The sequence below is a fragment of the Paracoccus sp. (in: a-proteobacteria) genome, assembly GCF_032007265.1.
In the GTDB taxonomy this organism is placed as follows: domain Bacteria; phylum Pseudomonadota; class Alphaproteobacteria; order Rhodobacterales; family Rhodobacteraceae; genus Paracoccus.
The window spans coordinates 1-17,781 of sequence record NZ_DALZMB010000082.1; the positions used below are offsets into that span (position 1 = coordinate 1).

17 protein-coding genes are annotated in these 17,781 nt (G+C 60.8%); 2 read left to right on the forward strand and 15 right to left on the reverse strand.

Annotation, left to right across the window (positions count from 1 at the left end; translation table 11 throughout):
• Positions 1–70: 70 nt before the first annotated feature.
• The 6 genes from topA to RTS12_RS15400 all read right to left on the reverse strand — a co-directional run bounded on the left by topA (position 71) and on the right by RTS12_RS15400 (position 6,966).
• A complete protein-coding gene (gene topA / locus RTS12_RS15375) occupies positions 71–2,773 on the reverse strand; it encodes a type I DNA topoisomerase (RefSeq protein WP_312530084.1) in 2,703 nt (900 codons plus the stop codon).
• Between the two features lie 158 nt (positions 2,774–2,931).
• Positions 2,932–3,771 (reverse strand): ferredoxin--NADP reductase, encoded by an 840-nt coding sequence (locus tag RTS12_RS15380; RefSeq protein WP_312530086.1) that lies wholly within the window; start codon positions 3,769–3,771, stop codon positions 2,932–2,934.
• A gap of 80 nt (positions 3,772–3,851) precedes the next feature.
• Positions 3,852–4,223: a DUF934 domain-containing protein gene (locus RTS12_RS15385; RefSeq protein ID WP_312530087.1), complete on the reverse strand. Its 372-nt coding sequence runs from the start codon at positions 4,221–4,223 to the stop codon at positions 3,852–3,854.
• Positions 4,220–4,951, reverse strand: a complete 732-nt coding sequence (locus RTS12_RS15390; RefSeq protein WP_312530088.1) for a phosphoadenylyl-sulfate reductase — start codon at positions 4,949–4,951, stop codon at positions 4,220–4,222. The genes RTS12_RS15385 and RTS12_RS15390 overlap by 4 nt, the downstream gene beginning before the upstream one ends.
• Positions 4,944–6,629 carry a nitrite/sulfite reductase gene (locus tag RTS12_RS15395; RefSeq protein WP_312530089.1) on the reverse strand — a complete coding sequence of 562 codons (1,686 nt, stop codon included), beginning with the start codon at positions 6,627–6,629 and terminating at the stop codon, positions 4,944–4,946. Before RTS12_RS15395 ends, RTS12_RS15390 begins: the two co-directional genes overlap by 8 nt.
• Positions 6,630–6,645: 16 nt before the next feature.
• A complete protein-coding gene (locus RTS12_RS15400) occupies positions 6,646–6,966 on the reverse strand; it encodes a DUF2849 domain-containing protein (protein WP_312530090.1) in 321 nt (106 codons plus the stop codon).
• Positions 6,967–7,086: 120 nt separating this feature from the next.
• On the opposite strand from RTS12_RS15400, the gene RTS12_RS15405 reads away from it, so the two are divergent.
• Both RTS12_RS15405 and RTS12_RS15410 read left to right on the forward strand, forming a co-directional pair.
• The gene (locus RTS12_RS15405; protein WP_312530091.1) at positions 7,087–7,569 is read left to right on the forward strand and encodes an Lrp/AsnC family transcriptional regulator; all 483 of its coding nucleotides are present in this window, start codon (positions 7,087–7,089) and stop codon (positions 7,567–7,569) included.
• A gap of 98 nt (positions 7,570–7,667) precedes the next feature.
• Positions 7,668–8,030 carry a diacylglycerol kinase gene (locus RTS12_RS15410; RefSeq protein WP_312530093.1) on the forward strand — a complete coding sequence of 121 codons (363 nt, stop codon included), beginning with the start codon at positions 7,668–7,670 and terminating at the stop codon, positions 8,028–8,030.
• Here the strand turns inward: RTS12_RS15410 and RTS12_RS15415 are convergent.
• The 9 genes from RTS12_RS15415 to RTS12_RS15455 form a co-directional block, all read right to left on the reverse strand.
• The gene (locus RTS12_RS15415; protein WP_312530095.1) at positions 8,014–9,132 is read right to left on the reverse strand and encodes a pyridoxal phosphate-dependent aminotransferase; all 1,119 of its coding nucleotides are present in this window, start codon (positions 9,130–9,132) and stop codon (positions 8,014–8,016) included. The two genes, RTS12_RS15410 and RTS12_RS15415, sit on opposite strands and share 17 nt — an antisense overlap.
• A 44-nt stretch (positions 9,133–9,176) precedes the next feature.
• Complete coding sequence (gene cydX, locus RTS12_RS15420) at positions 9,177–9,323, reverse strand: cytochrome bd-I oxidase subunit CydX (protein ID WP_312530097.1); 147 nt, start codon at positions 9,321–9,323, stop codon at positions 9,177–9,179.
• Positions 9,324–9,332: 9 nt separating this feature from the next.
• The gene (cydB, locus tag RTS12_RS15425) at positions 9,333–10,496 is read right to left on the reverse strand and encodes a cytochrome d ubiquinol oxidase subunit II (RefSeq protein WP_312530099.1); all 1,164 of its coding nucleotides are present in this window, start codon (positions 10,494–10,496) and stop codon (positions 9,333–9,335) included.
• On the reverse strand, positions 10,493–12,097 hold the full coding sequence (locus RTS12_RS15430; protein WP_312530101.1) for a cytochrome ubiquinol oxidase subunit I: 1,605 nt from the start codon (positions 12,095–12,097) through the stop codon (positions 10,493–10,495). Before RTS12_RS15430 ends, cydB begins: the two co-directional genes overlap by 4 nt.
• 28 nt (positions 12,098–12,125) lie before the next feature.
• Complete coding sequence (locus RTS12_RS15435; RefSeq protein ID WP_312530103.1) at positions 12,126–13,778, reverse strand: amino acid ABC transporter ATP-binding/permease protein; 1,653 nt, start codon at positions 13,776–13,778, stop codon at positions 12,126–12,128.
• Positions 13,771–15,495 (reverse strand): ATP-binding cassette domain-containing protein, encoded by a 1,725-nt coding sequence (locus RTS12_RS15440; protein ID WP_312530105.1) that lies wholly within the window; start codon positions 15,493–15,495, stop codon positions 13,771–13,773. Before RTS12_RS15440 ends, RTS12_RS15435 begins: the two co-directional genes overlap by 8 nt.
• 232 nt (positions 15,496–15,727) lie before the next feature.
• Positions 15,728–15,964 carry an Lrp/AsnC ligand binding domain-containing protein gene (locus RTS12_RS15445; protein WP_312530107.1) on the reverse strand — a complete coding sequence of 79 codons (237 nt, stop codon included), beginning with the start codon at positions 15,962–15,964 and terminating at the stop codon, positions 15,728–15,730.
• 20 nt (positions 15,965–15,984) lie between these two features.
• Positions 15,985–17,379: an MATE family efflux transporter gene (locus tag RTS12_RS15450; RefSeq protein WP_312530111.1), complete on the reverse strand. Its 1,395-nt coding sequence runs from the start codon at positions 17,377–17,379 to the stop codon at positions 15,985–15,987.
• A 45-nt stretch (positions 17,380–17,424) separates the two neighbouring features.
• On the reverse strand, positions 17,425–17,781 hold a 357-nt coding region (locus tag RTS12_RS15455), incomplete at its 5' end, for a L,D-transpeptidase family protein (protein ID WP_312530109.1).

Sequence of the window (17,781 nt, forward strand, 5' to 3'; positions counted from 1 at the left end):
CCCTGCCCCAGCCAAAAGTAAAGCCGGCGCAGTGACACCGGCTTTTCTCGCACGAATTCAGTCGACTGCCTCAGACCTCTGTTTCAGCCGTCTTGGCCTTGGCTGCGCTGGCAGCCGTCTTTTTCGCCGCGGGCTTCTTTGCCGCAGGTTTCTTCACCGCAACCTCATCGCCCGCTTGCGCGTCGCCATCCGCCGCAACCGCCTTCTTGGTGGCTGTCGTTTTTGCCACGGCTTTTTTGGCGGCGGGCTTTTTGGCCACAGCCTTCTTCTCGGTGGTCTTCTTCTCGGCCGCCTTTTTCGGCGCAGCTTTCTTGCCACCCTTGGCAGCTTTGGCCGCGATCAGCTCCAGCGCCTGCTCCAGCGCCAGATCAGCTGGTTCGACATCGCGCGGCAAAGTCGCATTGATCTTGCCCCATTTGACATAGGGACCATAGCGCCCTGACAAGACCTGAATCGCGCCGCCATCTGGATGCTCGCCCAATTCCTTAAGCGGTTCCGCAGGGGCCGCCCGTCCCCGCATCGGCTTCGAGGCCAGAACCTCGACCGCGCGGTTCATGCCGACGGTGAACACCTCTTCGACATCAGGCAGATTGGCATATTTCGAGCCGTGTTTGACATAGGGACCAAAGCGCCCGATCCCGGCCTCGACTGGCTCACCATCCTCGGGATGCGGCCCGATCAGACGCGGCAAAGCCAGCAGGTCCAGTGCCTTTTGCAGATCGATCGATGACAGTTCCCACCCTTTCGGGATCGAGGCCCGCGGCGGCTTGGGCACATCGGCCGTTGCCTCTCCGCGCTGAACATAGGGGCCAAAGCGCCCGCTTTTCAGGCTGATTTCATCCTCGCCATCATGGCCCAGAACCTTATCGCCGACCGCCTCGCCTTCACCGCCCGAAATCGGGCGGGTATAGCGGCATTCAGGATAGTTCGTGCAGCCGATAAAGGCCCCGCCCGAGCGCGCGGTCTTCAGGTTCAAACGCCCCTGATGGCACAGCGGACATTCGCGCGGATCCCCACCATCCGCACGCGGCGGGTAAAGCGCAGGCGCAAGCGCCTCGTCGATCGCAGTCAGAACCTCCGAGATGCGCAGCTCGCTCGTATCCTCCAGCGCCGCCGAGAAATCCCGCCAGAACCGGCGCAGAACTTCGCGATAGGCACGGTCGCCCGCGCTGATCTCATCGAGCTCGCCCTCAAGGTTGGCGGTGAAATCATAGCTGACATAGCGCGGGAAATATTTGGTCAGGAAAGCGGTAACCAGCCGTCCCTTATCTTCCGGTATCAGGCGGTTCTTGTCCTTGCGGACATAATCGCGATCCTGAATCGTCGTCACGATCGAGGCATAGGTCGACGGTCGCCCGATCCCCAGCTCCTCCATCCGCTTGACCAAAGTGGCTTCGGTATAGCGTGGCGGGGCTTGGGTAAAATGCTGCTCGGGACGCACCAAGCGCTTGGCCGTAGCCTCGCCCTCGTTGATCTGTGGCAGACGGGCGCTGTCTTCACCCTCATCATCGTCATGCCCCTGATCATAGACCTTCAGAAAGCCGTCAAACAACATGACCTGACCATTGGCACGCAACGCGACCTGACCGTCAGCACTTGCGATGTCAACGGTGGTGCGCTCCATCCGGGCGGCTTCCATCTGGCTGGCCAGCGTGCGCTTCCAGATCAAATCATAAAGCGCCAGCTGATCCTTTTCCGAAATCTTCAGCTTGTCGGGCGACAGCATCATATCGGTCGGGCGGATACATTCATGCGCCTCTTGCGCATTCTTGGCCTTGTTTTTGTACATGCGCGGCGTGGCGGGAACATAGGTCTCGCCAAAGCGGGTCTTGATCGCATCCCGAGCAGCCATGACCGCCTCTGGCGCCATATCAATGCCATCGGTCCGCATATAGGTAATCAGGCCAGCCTCGTACAAACGCTGCGCGGCCGACATACATGCCCTTGCGCCCAATCCCAGCTTACGGCTGGCTTCCTGTTGCAGGGTCGAAGTCATGAAGGGCGGCCAGGGGTTGCGACTTGCAGGCTTGGCCGCAACGCTTTTGACGGCCAGATCCCGGCTTTCGACGGCGGCCACAGCCAATTTGGCCTGCTCACCATTTTCAATGTCGAAACGCTCCAGCTTCTTGCCGCCATAAACGGTCAGCTGAGCGTCAAACTCATCGCCGCGAATGGTCGCAAGACGGGCATGAACCGACCAATATTCGCGCGCCTTGAAGGCCTCGATCTCCATCTCGCGATCGACGATCACCCGCAAAGCGACCGATTGCACACGCCCCGCCGATTTCGCACCCGGCAACTTGCGCCACAAAACCGGAGACAGCTTGAACCCCACCAGATAGTCCAAAGCCCGCCGCGCCAGATAGGCATCAACCAACGGCTGGTCGATGCGACGCGGATTGGCCATGGCCTCGGTGACGGCGCTTTTGGTAATCGCGTTGAAGGTGACACGATTGACCTCTGCCCCCTTCTTCAAAGCAGGCGCCAAAGCCTCCAGAAGATGCCAGGAAATCGCCTCACCCTCGCGATCAGGGTCAGTGGCCAGGATCAGGTTCTGATCGCTGGCCAGCGCATCCTTGATCGCCTTCAGATGCTTGCGACTATCGGCGGCCACTTCCCATTTCATGGCAAAATCGTCGTCAGGATCGACGCTGCCATCTTTGGGCGGCAAATCCCGAACGTGACCAAAAGACGCCAGAACGGTATAATCATCGCCCAGATATTTATTGATCGTCTTGGCCTTTGCCGGAGATTCTACGACGACGACGGGCATGAAAATTCCTCAAAGATGATTCGGCCCGGAAAATGGGCACGAGACCGGCAACTGTCAACGCTGCCCGTCTCTCATGCAAAAATATCCCGCGGGGGGCCGGGGGCGCGAAGCCCCCGTATCAACGCGACCAGCATGACCTGCCGGTCACCGGAAAGCTATCAGATTCCGTCTCCGACAAAGGCTTTTTCAACAACGAATTCCTTGGGATCGCTGTTGGCGCCTTCGCGCAGGCCAAAGCCCTCCAACACCTCTTTCACATCGATGTTGAAAGCCAGACTGCCACAGATCATCGCGCGGTCGGTTTGCGGGCTCATCGGCGGCAGATTCAGATCGGCAAAGACCTTGCCCGAGGTGATGTTGTCGGTGATGCGCCCCATCAGAGGCGATTCTTCACGCGTGGTCGTGGGGTAATAAAGCAGGCGGCTGGCGAATTCCTCGCCATAAATTTCGCCCAAAAGCGGATCATGACGCAGATTCTCGACCAATTCGCGGCCGTAGTTCAGCTCATCTGCGGTGCGGCAGGTGTGCATCATGATGACCTGCTCATAGCGCTCATAGGTCTCGGGATCGCGCATCAGGCTGGCAAAGGGCGCAAGCCCCGTGCCCGTCGCCAAGAACCACAGCCGCTTGCCCGGCAAAAGCGCATCCAGCACCAACGTGCCGACGGGCTTGGGCCGCAAGATGATCTGGTCACCCTCTTTGATATGCTGCAACTTCGAGGTCAGCGGACCATCCGGAACCTTGATCGAGTAAAATTCCAACTCGTCATCCCAATTGGGCGAGGCGATCGAATAGGCCCGCAGCAAGGGTTTGCCATTCTCACCCATCAAGCCGATCATCACGAATTCACCCGAGCGGAAACGCAGGCTGGCCGGACGGGTCACGCGAAAGGAAAACAGATTGTCCGTCCAATGTTTGACCGCTGTCACGGTCTGCGCATCAGGCAGGGTTTTCGTCGGTTGTGCAACAATCTCGGCCACGGGCAGATCCAGTGTCATATCGGAATTCCTGAGTTATCTAGTCGTTCTCTGTCCGGGTTGGAACCCCAAAGGGATGCCGCGCCAGCGCAGCCGCTGCGTCAGCCCGCAAGCCGCGAGCGATGATCCCAATCCTGCCAGTCGGCCCGGTAAAGCCACTGATCCTCGGGCTGGCGCCGGGCCAGATCCGCAGGGATCTGAACTTCGTCAAAGCCAACGCGGCGCGCCATAGCATATTGATCGGCAATCAACTTGCCAACCGCACGCAGCCGCCCTTGAAAGCCCAGCTCGCGCAAACGCCGGGCCAATGAAAAGCCGCGACCATCGGTCATGGCCGGGAAATCAACCGCGATCAGATCGCGGTGCAGGTGATCGACCAGCTCTTCGATCGGGGTGTCAGGCCCAAGCACCACCGGCTCGGCACCATCATGGGCGTGAAACCCGTCATCGCGGACAAGATAGAAATCGCTCATGGGTTTGCTCCTGCGCGGACCATCTGCCCGCCGATGAAGTGAATGCCGCATTCGGTTTTTTGGCTGCCCCGCCAGCGCCCCGCACGGGGGTCTTCGCCGGGTTTGATCGGCGAGGTGCAAGGGGCGCAGCCAATCGATGCATAGCCTTTGGCCACCAGCGGATGCCGGGGCAATTTGTTTTCCGCCATATATTCCTGCACATCAGCGGGCCGCCAATGGGCCAGCGGATTGACGCGCAGCCGGCTGGGGGGCTCGGCCTCGAAAAAGCTCAGCTCCTTGCGCTCTCCGCCTTGAAAGCGCTTGCGCCCGGTGATCCAGCCATCATAGCCCGACAATGCGCGCTCAAGCGGGACGGTCTTGCGAAAATTGCAGCAGCTATCGGTGCTGTATTGGTGCAAGGTGCCGTCCGGATCATTCAGCGCCACCTCTTTTTCGGTGGCGGTGATGACCTGCACATCGGTCAGCTGCAGCTTTTGGCTGACCTCAAGCTGATAGGCGATGGTTTCAGGAAACAGCATCTGCGTGTCGATGAACAAGACCGGCGTGCCCGGTGCCGCAATCGAGACCATGTGCAGCAGCACCACCGATTCCGCCCCGAACGAGGACACAAGTGCGACCTTGCCCAGATCGGGATCGTTCAGCGCATGACGCATGACCTCGATGGCCGCATGATGCTTATAGCGTTGGTTCAGCCTTTCGGCGCGATCATCAAGTCCGCCATCAAGCATTGGCCGCTTCCGGATAGAGCGCCGCTTTGAAGGGCGCAGCCCCCAAGCGGCGATAAGCATCGATGAAGCGTTCCTCGGGGCTGTCGCGCAGCTCAAGATAGGCCTTCACCACACGGTCAATCGCGGGAACCACCTCTTCTGCCGGAAAACCTGCACCCGCGCGCTGGCCGATCGCAGGGATCTCATAGCCGTCGCCGCCAAGCGTGATCTGATAGTTCTCGACCCCTGCACGGTCCAGACCCAGGATGCCGATATGGCCAAGATGGTGATGACCGCAGGCGTTGATGCAACCGGAGATGCGGATGTTGAACTGCCCGATTTCCTCTTCCAGATCCAAGGCGCGGAAGTGGTCTGCAATATCTTGCGCAATCGGGATCGAGCGCGCGGTGGCCAGCGAGCAGTAATCCATTCCGGGGCATGCGATGATATCGCTGATCTGACCCGCATTGGCCGTGGCAAGACCCGCACCCAGCAATTCCTGGTAAAGCGCGGCAAGGTCAGATTTATGCACATGCGGCAGCACGATATTCTGATCATGCGCGATACGGATATCGTGATGACCAAAGCGCTCGGCCAGATCTGCCACAAGGCGCATCTGCGCATCCGATGCATCACCCGGCGTCACACCCGGCGCCTTAAGCGTGAGGGTGACGCTGGCATAGCCCTGCACCTTGTGGGCCGACAGGTTGGTGTCGGTCCAGCTGCGAAAGCCCGCCAGACGTGCGCGCTCGGCCTCGTAATTGCCGGTGCCTTCGTCGCGAAACTCTGGTGCGGCATATTGGCGCTTGAGATCGGCCAGCAGGGCCTGGTCAACGCCCGTGAAAACCGCACGACGGTTCACGAATTCCGCCTCGATTTCGTCACGCATGACATCCAGGCCGCGCTCGGCCACGGTGATCTTGATGCGGGCCTTGTATTTGTTGTCGCGACGACCTGCGAGGTTATAGGTCATCAGGATCGCTTCGACATAGGGCAGCAGATCGGCCTCGGGCAGGAATTCCCGCACGACCTGACCCAAAAGCGGCGTGCGGCCCAGACCACCACCGATCCAAACCTGAAAACCGACCTCGCCCGCGTCATTCTTAACGATGCGCAGCCCGATGTCATGAGCGGCGATCACCGCACGCTCTTTCTCACCGGCCGAGATCGCGATCTTGAACTTGCGCGGCAGGAACTGGAACTCGCCGTGATCGGTCGACCACAGACGCAACAGCTCGGCATAGGGGCGCGGATCCGTGACCTCATCTGCCGCAGCACCTGCGAAAGCATCGGTGGTCACGTTGCGGATCGTATTGCCCGACGTCTGGATGGCATGCAGACCCGCATCCGCCAAAGTATCCAGCATATCCGGAATATCGACCAGCTTGGGCCAGTTGTACTGAATGTTCTGGCGCGTGGTGAAATGACCATATCCCTTGTCCCATTTCTGGGCCAACAGCGCCAAAGTACGCATCTGGTCAGGGCTGATCGTGCCATAAGGGATCGCCACGCGCAGCATATAGGCATGCAGCTGCAAATAGACGCCATTCATCAGGCGCAGCGGGCGGAATTCCTCTTCGGTCAGGCTTCCGTCAAGGCGACGGGCAACCTGAGAACGGAACTGCGCCGCACGGTGACGGTAATAGTCGATATTGGCGGCTGCGGTCGCGGCGGTGGTCACAGGGCGGGCATCGAACATGGCTGGCCTCAATCGCTTAAGCGGAAACGGTTTCGGCTTGGATGCCGTGGAAATAGTTCGAGGGGCCGCGCCGGCGGAATTCCTCGCGGAAATGGGTGGGCTCGGGGCCATTGGGGCCGCGCTTGGCTTCGGCCAGATAGGCCCCGACCACGACGTGGCCCTGTGCCTCGGCATCCAGCAGCGCCAATTCAGCGCGGGCCGCATCCTCGAACAGCTCGGCCTCGGCGGGATTGGCCGTCCAGCCCCCGGCGAGCATCCACACGCAATGGCCCATGCGCAGGTCATTCGCAGTGATGACAGCAGGGGTTTCGGACGAGGGCGTGAAGGATTTCGACATGATGGGAGCCTTTCGGTTTACCTCTCCCAATATAGAAAAAAGTTCTGTATTTTGGCGAGTAGCTGCGGGAAATAAGGACACAATCCCGAGCGAAGGCAGACATAAGGACTGAAATCCGCCATGAGCGCTGATCAAAAGACTCCCATCCGGCTAGATGAGATTGACCGCAAAATCCTGTCCCTGCTGCAGGTGGATGCAACACTGTCGCTTGACGAGGTCGCGGCACGTGTCGGCGCATCTAAAACACCGGTTTGGAACCGGATTCGCAAATTGCGCGAGGCCGGCGTGATCCGCGCCGAGGTCGCGATTCTGGATGCCGATTCCCTTGGGCTCGAGGCGTGTTTCTTTGTGCTGATCCGCACCGCAGAACATGACCCCGAATGGGCCGGGCGCTTTCTGTCTGCCGTGCGCAAACGCCCCGAGGTCCTCGAGGCACACCGTCTGGCCGGGGACATCGACTATATTCTGAAGGTTCAGGTCCGCAATGCGCGCGCCTATGACCGCTTTTATCAGGCGCTGATTTCAGAAGTGAAAATCCACAATGTCACCGCGCTTTTGTCGATGGAGGAAATCAAGGCGACCACGGCACTTCCGCTGAATTAACCCCGTCGCGAACTTTGGCTTTCGGCGCGGCCTTGGCCTGATGGACAAGACCAGACCCTATATGCCAAATTGGTCTGCGACAAAGTTGCGGGGAATAAATGTCGGATTGGTTGCGTCAAGAGTTGGGCCGTTTGCAAAAGACGGCAACCTGGTCATGGCAGGGTTGGTGCTCGACCTGGCGGCGCGAAAAATCCCTGCGCCAATGGTCGGTGGTCAATGTCATCTCGGTGCTGCTGGCCCTGATCTTGGACCTGAGCTCGGCCGAGCGCGCGATTGTGGTCGCGCTTGGCTTGCTGATCCTTGTGGCCGAGCTGTTCAACACCGCCATCGAAGAGACCGTCGATCTGGTCACGCCCGATCAGGACCCGCGAGCCGGTCGCGCCAAGGATGCCGCCAGCGCAGCCGTGGCGGTCACGGCAATCGCGGGCGGCTTGGCCTGGCTGATCATTCTGCTGGGATAATCGCGGCTTTCAGCGCTTTGGGCAGGGCTGCGGCGAACAGATCCAGCTCGGCTCGAGGTGCGCAGCTTACCCGGATGCAGCGATCCATGGGCGCAACGCCCGGCATACGCGCGAAAATGCCCTGCTTTTCCAGCTCGGCCAGCACGCGACGCGCATAGGCGCCATCGCGGCCGCAATCGATGGCCACGAAATTGGTGGCCGACGGCAAAGCCACCAGCCCATTGGACTGCGCGATTGCGCCCAGCTGTTCACGCGCGCCCCGCACCTTGGCCACGGTCTCGCGCAGCCAATCCTGGTCCAAAAGCGCCGCCAACGCGCCGATCTGCGCGGATCGGTTCATGCCGAAATGGTTGCGAATCCGGTCAAAGCCCGCAATCAGCCGCGCCGCGCCGATCGCGTAACCGACCCGCGCACCAGCCATGCCATAGGCCTTGGAGAAAGTGCGAAAACGAATGACACGCTCATCATTTGCATCGACCTGGGCAATGGCCTCGTCCGGGGCGAATTCGGCATAGGCCTCGTCCAGGATCATCAGGCAGCCATCGGGAACGGCCGCGATCATCGCCTCGACCCGCGACCCCGGATGCCAACTGGCCATCGGATTATCGGGATTGGCGAAATAGATCAGCCTTGCACCGATCTCGCGCGCACGATCAATCAGCGCATCGGGATCTTCGGCATCATCCAAATAGGGCACAGTGGACAGCTCGCCACCAAATCCGGCGACATGATAGTTAAAGGTCGGATACCCCCCATACGAGGTCACGACGCGATCCCCCGGCGCCACCGTCAAGCGCACCAGCAGGCCCAAAAGCCCGTCAATCCCCTCGCCGATCATGATATTTTCCGGCGCAACGCCATGATGCGCGGCCAAGGCATGGCGCAGGTCATGATTATCGGGATCGCCATATTTCCAGATCTCGGCATTCGCCAGGTTCATCGCGGCAATGGCGCGGGGAGAAGGGCCAAAGCCGTTCTCATTGGCGCCCAGACGTGCGGCAAAGGGCGCCCCAAGGCGCCGCTCCAGCGTCTCGGGACCGGTGAAGGGAACCGTCGCAGGAAGCGCGGCAGGGATCGGGGCAAAGCGAAGGCGATCAGTCATGATGCCTCAGACTTGCCCCGATCCCTGCCCCCGCGCAAGAGCTGTCAGCCCCGATCTGGCCCGGTTTTTGCCAAAGCCGCGCGGCGCTGTTCCAGCAGGCGGCTGTCCTCTTGCAATTCCAGCCACATGGCATTGATCACGGCAAATGCTGCTGCCAGCGGCAGACCCAACAACCAAGCGAAATACCACATCTTGCGCTCCTAGTAGGAATGGCTTTCGGGGTCTTGCACCTCTTCGGGGGTCACTTTGCCCCAAAGCACGCGATAGACCCAGGCCGTGTAAAGGATGATCAGCGGCAGGAAGAAACAGGCCGCCACCAGCATGACAAACAGCGACAAATGCGAGCTGGAGGCATTCCAGACCGTCAGCGAAGATCCGGGAGCCGTCGATGAGGGCAAGATGACCGGGAACATCACCAGCCCGACCGAGGAAATCATCCCGAAAATCGCCAGTTTGGACCCGAGCATGGCCAATAGCTCGCGCCCGTTTTGCAACGCAAACCATGCCCAAAGGCAGCCACCGATCCCCAAAATCGGGGCAATCACGATCCAAGGCCGCGTCTGATAGGCCTCAAGCCACGAACCCGCGCGAACGACCTCGTGAAACAGCGGATTGGAGGGGCCATCATGAGGAACCGCGCCCGGATAGTGATAGCCCGTCACGCCCAGCCACATCCAGACCCCGGCCAGAACATAGCCCAGCACAGCAATCAGCGCCGCGCGCCCACCAAACCAGCGCGCTCGCGCCTGAACCTCGCCCGTGGTTTTCACCACGATCCAAGCCGCGCCATGCATGACCAGCATGGCCAGCGACACCACCCCACACAGCAGTGCAAAGGGGCGCAGCAGCCCCAAAAAGCGCATCAGCGGCGAGGCATCGGGCACGGCCATCAGATCTGGCGTCAGATGAAAGGGCACGCCCAAAAGCACATTGCCGACCGCGACGCCAAACAGCAGCGCGGGCAGCGCCCCGCCGATGAACAGCGCCCAATCCCAGCGCTCACGCCAACGCGGATCCTCGCGTTTGCTGCGATATTTGAACGCCACCGGGCGCAAGATCAGCGCGCCAAGGATCAAAAACATCGCAAAATAGAAGCCTGAAAAGCTGATGGCATAAAGCGGAGGCCAGGCGGCAAAGATCAAAGCGCCGCCAAGGATGAACCAGACCTGATTTCCCTCCCAAACCGGGCCGACCGTATTGATGACAACACGCCTTTCGACATCGGTCTTGGCAACAAAGGGCAGCAAGGCACCGACCCCCATGTCAAAACCGTCGGTCAGGGCAAAGGCGATCAGCAAAAAGCCCATCAGCCCCCACCACAGCAGGCGCAGCATCTCGAATGAGATCATGTCATGCAGGATCATCTCACGCCCTCACCTGATAGATTATCCGCGGAAAGATGGCTGCGATGATCGGCAAGCCACGCCTCGGTTTCGGCGACATCATCTTGTGGACCTTTGCGGATGTATTTCAGCATCAGCTTGATTTCGATGATGAAAAGCACCGTGTAGAACAGGCAGAACCCGGCCAGCGTCAGCGCCACTTCACCGATCCCCAGCTGGCTGACCGAAAGCGCCGTAGGCAAGACCCCATCCACCGTCCAAGGCTGACGCCCAAATTCGGCGACGATCCAGCCCATCTCGGCCGCGATCCAGGGTGCGGGGATCATCACCACTGCCAGCCACAGCGACCAGCGCGGAAAATCCATCTGCTTGAACGAGGCGCGCCAAAAGAAAAACGCCATCGTCAGGATAAAGCCCATGCCAAGCCCGACCATGATGCGGAAGGCCCAGAAAACCGGCCAAACCGTGGGCACGGTGTCATTGGCGGCCTGTTTGATTTGGTCCTCGCTGGCCTGACGCGGGTCATCGACATAGCGCTTAAGCAGCAAGGCATAGCCCAAATCCGCGCTGGAATCATGAAACTGGCTTAAAAGCGCCGGATCAACGCCGGTGGCTTTGGTGGCCTGGATCTGCATCAACAGATCATAGGCCTTGATGCCTTCACGGATGCGGCGTTCGGATTCTTGTTCCAGATCGTTAAATCCGGGAATGGGCGTATCCAACGAGCGTGTTCCGATCAGGCCCATCACATAGGGAATATGAATGGCGTAATGGGTCTCGCGCGCTTCGCGGTCAGGAAAGCCGAACAAGGTAAAACTGGCCGGGGCGGGCTCGGTCTCCCACATCGCCTCGATCGCGGCCATTTTCATCTTCTGGTTCAGACCGGTGTCATAGCCAGATTCATCGCCAAGCACGACGACGGACAAAGCCGAGGCCAGGCCAAATGCAGAGGCGACGGCAATCGAACGCCGCGCCAGTTCGATATGGCGCGACTTAAGCAGATACCAGGCCGAAACACCCAGCACAAAGACCGAGGCCACGACATAGCCCGCGCTGACGGTATGAACGAACTTTGCCTGCGCAACCGGGTTGAACATCACCTCGGCAAAGCTGACCAGCTCCATGCGCATGGTCAGCGGGTTGAACTCGGCACCGACGGGATATTGCATCCAGCCGTTGGCGATCAAAATCCACAAGGCCGAGAAATTGGTCCCGATCGCCACCAGCCATGCCACAACCAGATGGGCGCGCGCTGACAGCTTTTGCCAGCCAAAGAACCACAGACCGACAAAGGTGGCCTCCATGAAAAAGGCCATCATGCCTTCCATTGCCAAAGGCGCGCCAAAAATATCGCCGACGTAATGTGAATAATAGGACCAGTTCATGCCGAACTGGAACTCCATGGTGACGCCGGTCGCGACGCCCAGGGCAAAGTTGATCCCGAACAGAGTGCCCCAGAACTTGGTCATCTGCCGCCAGATCGGACGGGCAGTCATGACATAAACCGTTTCCATGATCGCGATGATAATCGACAGACCAAGGGTCAGCGGAACGAATAAAAAGTGAAAAAGTGCGGTGGCTGCGAATTGCAGGCGCGATAACTCGACAATCCCGAATTCCATGGCAATCTCCTGGTTGCGCCAGCAAAGCTTAACGCAATTCCAGAACGAAATCAGCGCATAAAATATCGTCGCGACGATGAGACGCAGCGATGATGGCCGTATTGGGCAGCGCCTGTCGCAAATGAGCCAGCAGTTTCGCCGCGGTCTTATGATCCAGCCCCTCGGTCGGCTCATCCAGGATCAGCACCGCCGGAGAGCGTAGAATTGCCCGAGCAATTGCCACACGCCGCCGCTCGCCGCCCGAAAGGCCGGCACCGCCGTCGCCCAATCGCAGCTCTAGACCGTCGCGAAGATGATCCAGACAGACGATCTGCAAGGCATGGCTTAATTGCGCATCCGTGGCATCGGGCGCACCAAGGCGCAGGTTCTCGCGCAGACTGCCCGCAAGCAGTGCCGGGCGCTGTGTGACCATGGTCAGATTGGCGCGCAAATCAGCCTCGGACCAATTGGCAACCGGGCGTCCGCCCAACAGGATCTGAGGGCTCGCATCTGACTGCTGATCCGCGCAGGCGCCGCTATCTGGCCCCTGGCCTGCTTGCGGCAAAACCCCTGCGATCCGTGACAGTAACGTCGTTTTCCCGATCCCGCTTGGCCCGGTAACGGCCAACATCTGGCCCGCCTTCAGGCTGAGATCTCCGATTTGCAAGGGCAGCGGCCATGGCGTCTGGGGCTGGGCCGCTGGCTGCAGGCGCATCTGCGATGCCTGCTGGCCCAGCATCGGCGCAACCCGTATCGCTGCATCGCGAATACGGCCATAATCGGCAATGGCGCGGCGCAATGGTGCGGTGACCTCACCCAAGGCCAAAGCAGCAAAAAAGCCCATGGCAGCCAGCCCCGGCCCAAAGGCGCCCGATTGCACCCCCAAGCTGCCAAGCCCCAGCGCGCCCGCAGCAACCGCCGCACGCGACAGATCAAGTGCCAGCGCGATGGCGCGTTCGATCTGATCCAGATCTGCCCGCAACGCGCGCGCATCAACATCCGCCCCAAGGGCCGCGCGGCGCGCATCTGGCAAGCGACCATAGACCGCCAGATCATCACGTGCGGCAATCAGATCCAAGGCTGCCACGCGAAAGCGCTGCTCGGCTGCAAGTTGAAGCGGGGCCAGCCGTCCCGCGCGTCCCATGCCCCAGATCATGACCGCAAGAGCCGCCAGCAGGTGGCCCCCGCAGATCCAGACCGCCATCACCCAACCCAACATCACCCAAAGAAAAGCAAAAGCCACGCCAAGCGCCAGCGCCCCTGCCACGCCCGGAATGATCAGCCGCAACGGCAGGCCGTCAAGAATGTCGGTATCGGCAATCACCCGCGCCAGCGCCGGGCCACGGCGCAGGCGGATCAGTTTGGGCCATCGCAGCTCTGAAAGCCCGCCCAGCACCGCAAGCCTAAGCCCGACCACGGCCCGCAAACTGGCGTCATGGCCCAGCCAACGCTCGCCGTAACGCGCAAGACTGCGCAACATCGCCAGCCCGCGCACCGCCGCGCCGGGCCGGAACACGTCGAAAAGCGCGCCTGCTCCGGCAAGGCCAGCCATAGCGGCGGCGGTGATGAACCAGCCAGACAGGGCCAGCAACCCACCGCCTGCAAGCAACACCAGTGCTGCCAGGGCCATCGCTTGCCCCATCCCGCCCTGACGGGCCATGACGCGCCAAACGCTGCCCATTGGTCCCAAGCGCCTAGCCATGATCTTGCGCCATCTGCGGCATGGCCGGGCCACCGCCCAGATCCAGCCGGCGCGACATCTGCGTGGCCAAAGCCTCGTCATGGGTGGCAAGGATCAAGGTGGCCCCCTGTCGATGGGCGGCCAGTAGTCCTTCCAGCACCTGCCAAGCCGTCTTTGCGTCCAGATCCGCGCTAGGTTCGTCCGCCAGGATCAATCCGGGCTTACCCAAAAGCGCGCGGGCCAGGGTCAGGCGCCGCGCCTCTCCTCCCGAGACGCCGCTGCCGGTTTCGCCCAGCCGGTGCCCAAGCCCGTCATCAAGGCCCGCGATCACATGATCGGCTGCGGCCAAGCGCAAGGCCTCGTCCAGATCGCCCGCGCGCCCCATGCGCAAATTGCCCTCAAGGCTTTGGTCCAGAAAATGCGGCATCTGCCCCATCCATCCCAAAGCGTGACGCCAATCATCAGCGTTGGTGCCGTCCAAGGGCCGACCTGCCACGAAAATCGTGCCCTCATCGGGGCGCTCCAATCCGGCGATCATGCGCAAAAGCGTGGTCTTGCCACAGCCGCTTGGCCCCGTCAGCGCAAGACTTTCACCCGGCGCAAGGCTGAAATCGGGATAACGGATGCCGTGCCGCACCACACCGCGCACCGACAGCTCGGCCCGGCCCATCCCCCCGCCAGACCCAGCACCGCCGCCCAAACCCAGCATCTGCGTTGCCTCGAACCTATCGCTGCCGTCCTTATCCAGCACATCGTCCAACACGTCGACCAATGCTTCGGCCGCGGCCCGGTCATGCCACACCACCGCCAGATCGCGCAAAGGCTGAAAGAATTCAGGCGCCAGCAGCAACAGGAAAATGCCGCAAACCGGTGTCAGGGGCGTAGCCCACATGCCGAAATCCACCAGACCCAGCAGCGAGAACCCACAAAAGATGGCCATCATCGCCACACCGATTGCGGCAAACAGCTCAAGCACGGTCGAGGATAAAAAGGCGATGCCCAAAACCCTCATGCTGCGTTTGTGCAGATCCGCAGCCGCCGCCTCAAAGTCGCGCAAGATCACGGCGCGCGCATCCAAAAGCCGAATGTCAGGCAAGGCGGCAATGCGGTCGGCAAGCTGCGCCCCCATCGTGCCCATCTGATCCAATTGCGCGCGGCTGGCCCTTGCAGCCGCCTGCCCGATCAGCGCCATGAACACCGGCACGCTCGGCCCGGTCACCAGCAAAATCAGCCCCGCCACCCAAGAGATGGCAAAGCTGACCCCCAAAATCGCCAGCGGTAAAACCAAAACCCGCATCCGAACCATCAGATAGCGGCTGGCAAAGGGTCGCAGCATCTCCAGCTGCTCACTGACAATCGAGGCAAGCTCGCCCGCCGCGCGCGGCACCCCGCGCTGGCTTTCGCGCAACAAGACCTCTGCCCGCAGCCGCCCAAGCGCGGTCAAAGCCAAGACCTGCGCCCGGCTATCGGCCCAAAATTGCAAAAATGCCCGCAAAAGGGCGACAAGCAAAAAGCCCCCAATCGCCCAAAGGTTGGCCCCAAGACCCTGGCCCTCCCCTTGCAGCCAGCCAGCCAGGACAACCGCCGCAAGCCAGGCCTGTGGCAACCAAAGCAGTCCCGAAATGACTGAGATGGCGCCAGCAAGGCGCAAAGACGCGATCTCGGGGCCAAGCAGCGCCTCGGCACCGCCCATGCCCCGCGTGGCGCCCGTGATATCTCTTGTGCCCCTGCCCGCCACTGCTGTTCCGAAAGTTCTGATGTTCAGACCAGCTTAGGCGCGGCACGGCCCGGTGGAAATGGTTCTTAAGAAATCTTGTCCAATATCACCGGCCTAAACCCCAAAAGGACATTCGCTGTCACAACTGCCCAAAACGCGCGCGGGCGCGGCGGCGCCATTCTCTCATGTGCAAATATCCCGGGGGGCGTCGCGCCCTGCGCGACGGGGGGCCGCGCCCCCTTTTGAGCCTGGATCAGAAGGCTTTGAATGTCATCGTGGTCAATGTGCGCTGAATCCCGGCGATATCGAACAGATTATCAGACAGGAAACGCCCGACATCCTGATCTTCCGGGACATAAACTTTGGCCATCAGGTCATATTCCCCAGAGGTCGAGTATAGCTCGCTGACAACCTCGCGGTCATAGATCGCATCGGCAACCTCATAGGTCTTGCCGGGAGTACAGCGGATCTGGACGAAAACAACACGCATGACGGGCCCTTCTGCTCTGCTTAGCCCAGATTAGCGCGTCCCGCGGGCAATGGTCCAGCCCCGTACCGACCCGTGGCCAGCCCGCGCCAAAAGCGAACCATCAGCAAAATTGCCGCGCAGAACAGCCCCGCCAATAGCCCCAGCCACAGCCCGCCCGCGCCCCAACCGCCATGAAAGGCCAGCGCCCAGCCCGTCGGCAGCCCGATCAGCCAATAGCTGATGACGGCCAGAACCATGGGAATGCGCGTATCCTGAACCCCGCGCAGCATTCCCAGCGCGATGACCTGCATGCCATCAGCCAGCTGAAACATCGCCGCATAGACCATCAACCCGCCCACCAGCGCGATGATCGACGGGGTCAAAGGATCATTCACATCCAGATACAGCGCCGCGATCTGACGCGAGAGCGTCAGGAAGATGGTAATGGTCACCGCTGCGAACAGGATCGACAGCAAGATCGCCGTCACCCCCGCTTCGCGCATCCCAAAACGATCCTTTTGCCCCGCGAAAGTGCCCACGCGGATGGTCACGGCATTCGACAATCCCAGATGGATCATGAATGCGATCGAGGCCATCTGTAGCGCGATCCCATGCGCCGCCAGATAATGCGAGCCAAGCCAGCCCATCATCACATTCGTGCCCACGAACATGCCCGATTCCGCCACCAGCGTCAGACCGACCGGCAGACCCAGCATCAGAATGGACCGGAAAGCGGCCCAATCGGGGTTCCAGAACCGGCGGAACAGGTGAAAGCGCTGCGCCTCGGGCAAGCGAATGGCGCAGATGACCAGCAAGACCAGCTGGAAGATATTGACGGCAAGGCTTGCCAAGGCCGAGCCCGCAACGCCCAGCTCAGGCGCTCCGAAATGGCCAAAGATCAGCATCCAGTTCAGCAACATGTTCAACGGGATGCCAGCCATCGTGATTACCAGCACGATATTGGCGCGCCCAAGCGCCGCCAAAAAGGAATTCAGCGTCAGCCCCCATAATGCCGGCGCCATCGCCCAGCACATGATGCGCAGATATTCCTGTGCATAGGCCGCAATCTCGGGCGTCTGCCCCAGCGACAGCAAAACCGCACCCGAAAACCACATCAGCGGCAGGACCACCACCGCATGAATCGCGGATAGCCAAAGGGCCATGCGGGTGGCGCGACGGACCTCGGTCTCATCGCCCTGGGCCATCGCTGTTGCAATCACCCCCATCACGCCGATGCCAAAGCCCGAACCCAGCATGAACAGGATAAAGAAAAACGAAGTGGCCAGCACGACGGCCGCAAGCGGGTCGACGCCGTACCATCCCACCATCAGCGTATCGGTCACCCCGATCGCCTGACGTGCAAGATGCGACCCCGTCAGCGGCAGGGCCAAAGCCAGTGTGGCAGTCAGATGCGGGGCAAGGCGAAGGATTGACATGCTCAAGCCATATCCTTGCACCGCTTCTGCGGCAAGCCACCTAAATCACGGCAAAATGTCAACGATCGTGCCAATCTTGGTATGGGCGAAAAGCTCTTCGATCTCGTGGTCATCGACCGCGATGCAGCCCTCGGTCCAATCGCCTTTCACGCGATAGCCGCGCGCGATCTCGTTTGGCTGGCCATGGATCATGATATCGCCACCCGGATTGACCCCCGCGCGGCGCGCGGCCTCGCGGTGTTGCTTTTGGGGGTAATCCAGCCCCAGCGACAAATGAAAACGGCTTTTGTCATTCAGCCGGTCGATGCGAAAGCGACCCTCGGGGGTGCGTCCGTCGCCCTGCCGGTCCTTGGTTCCGACCGGGGTGCGACCAAGCGCGATGCGATAGGTCTTTTCCGGGCC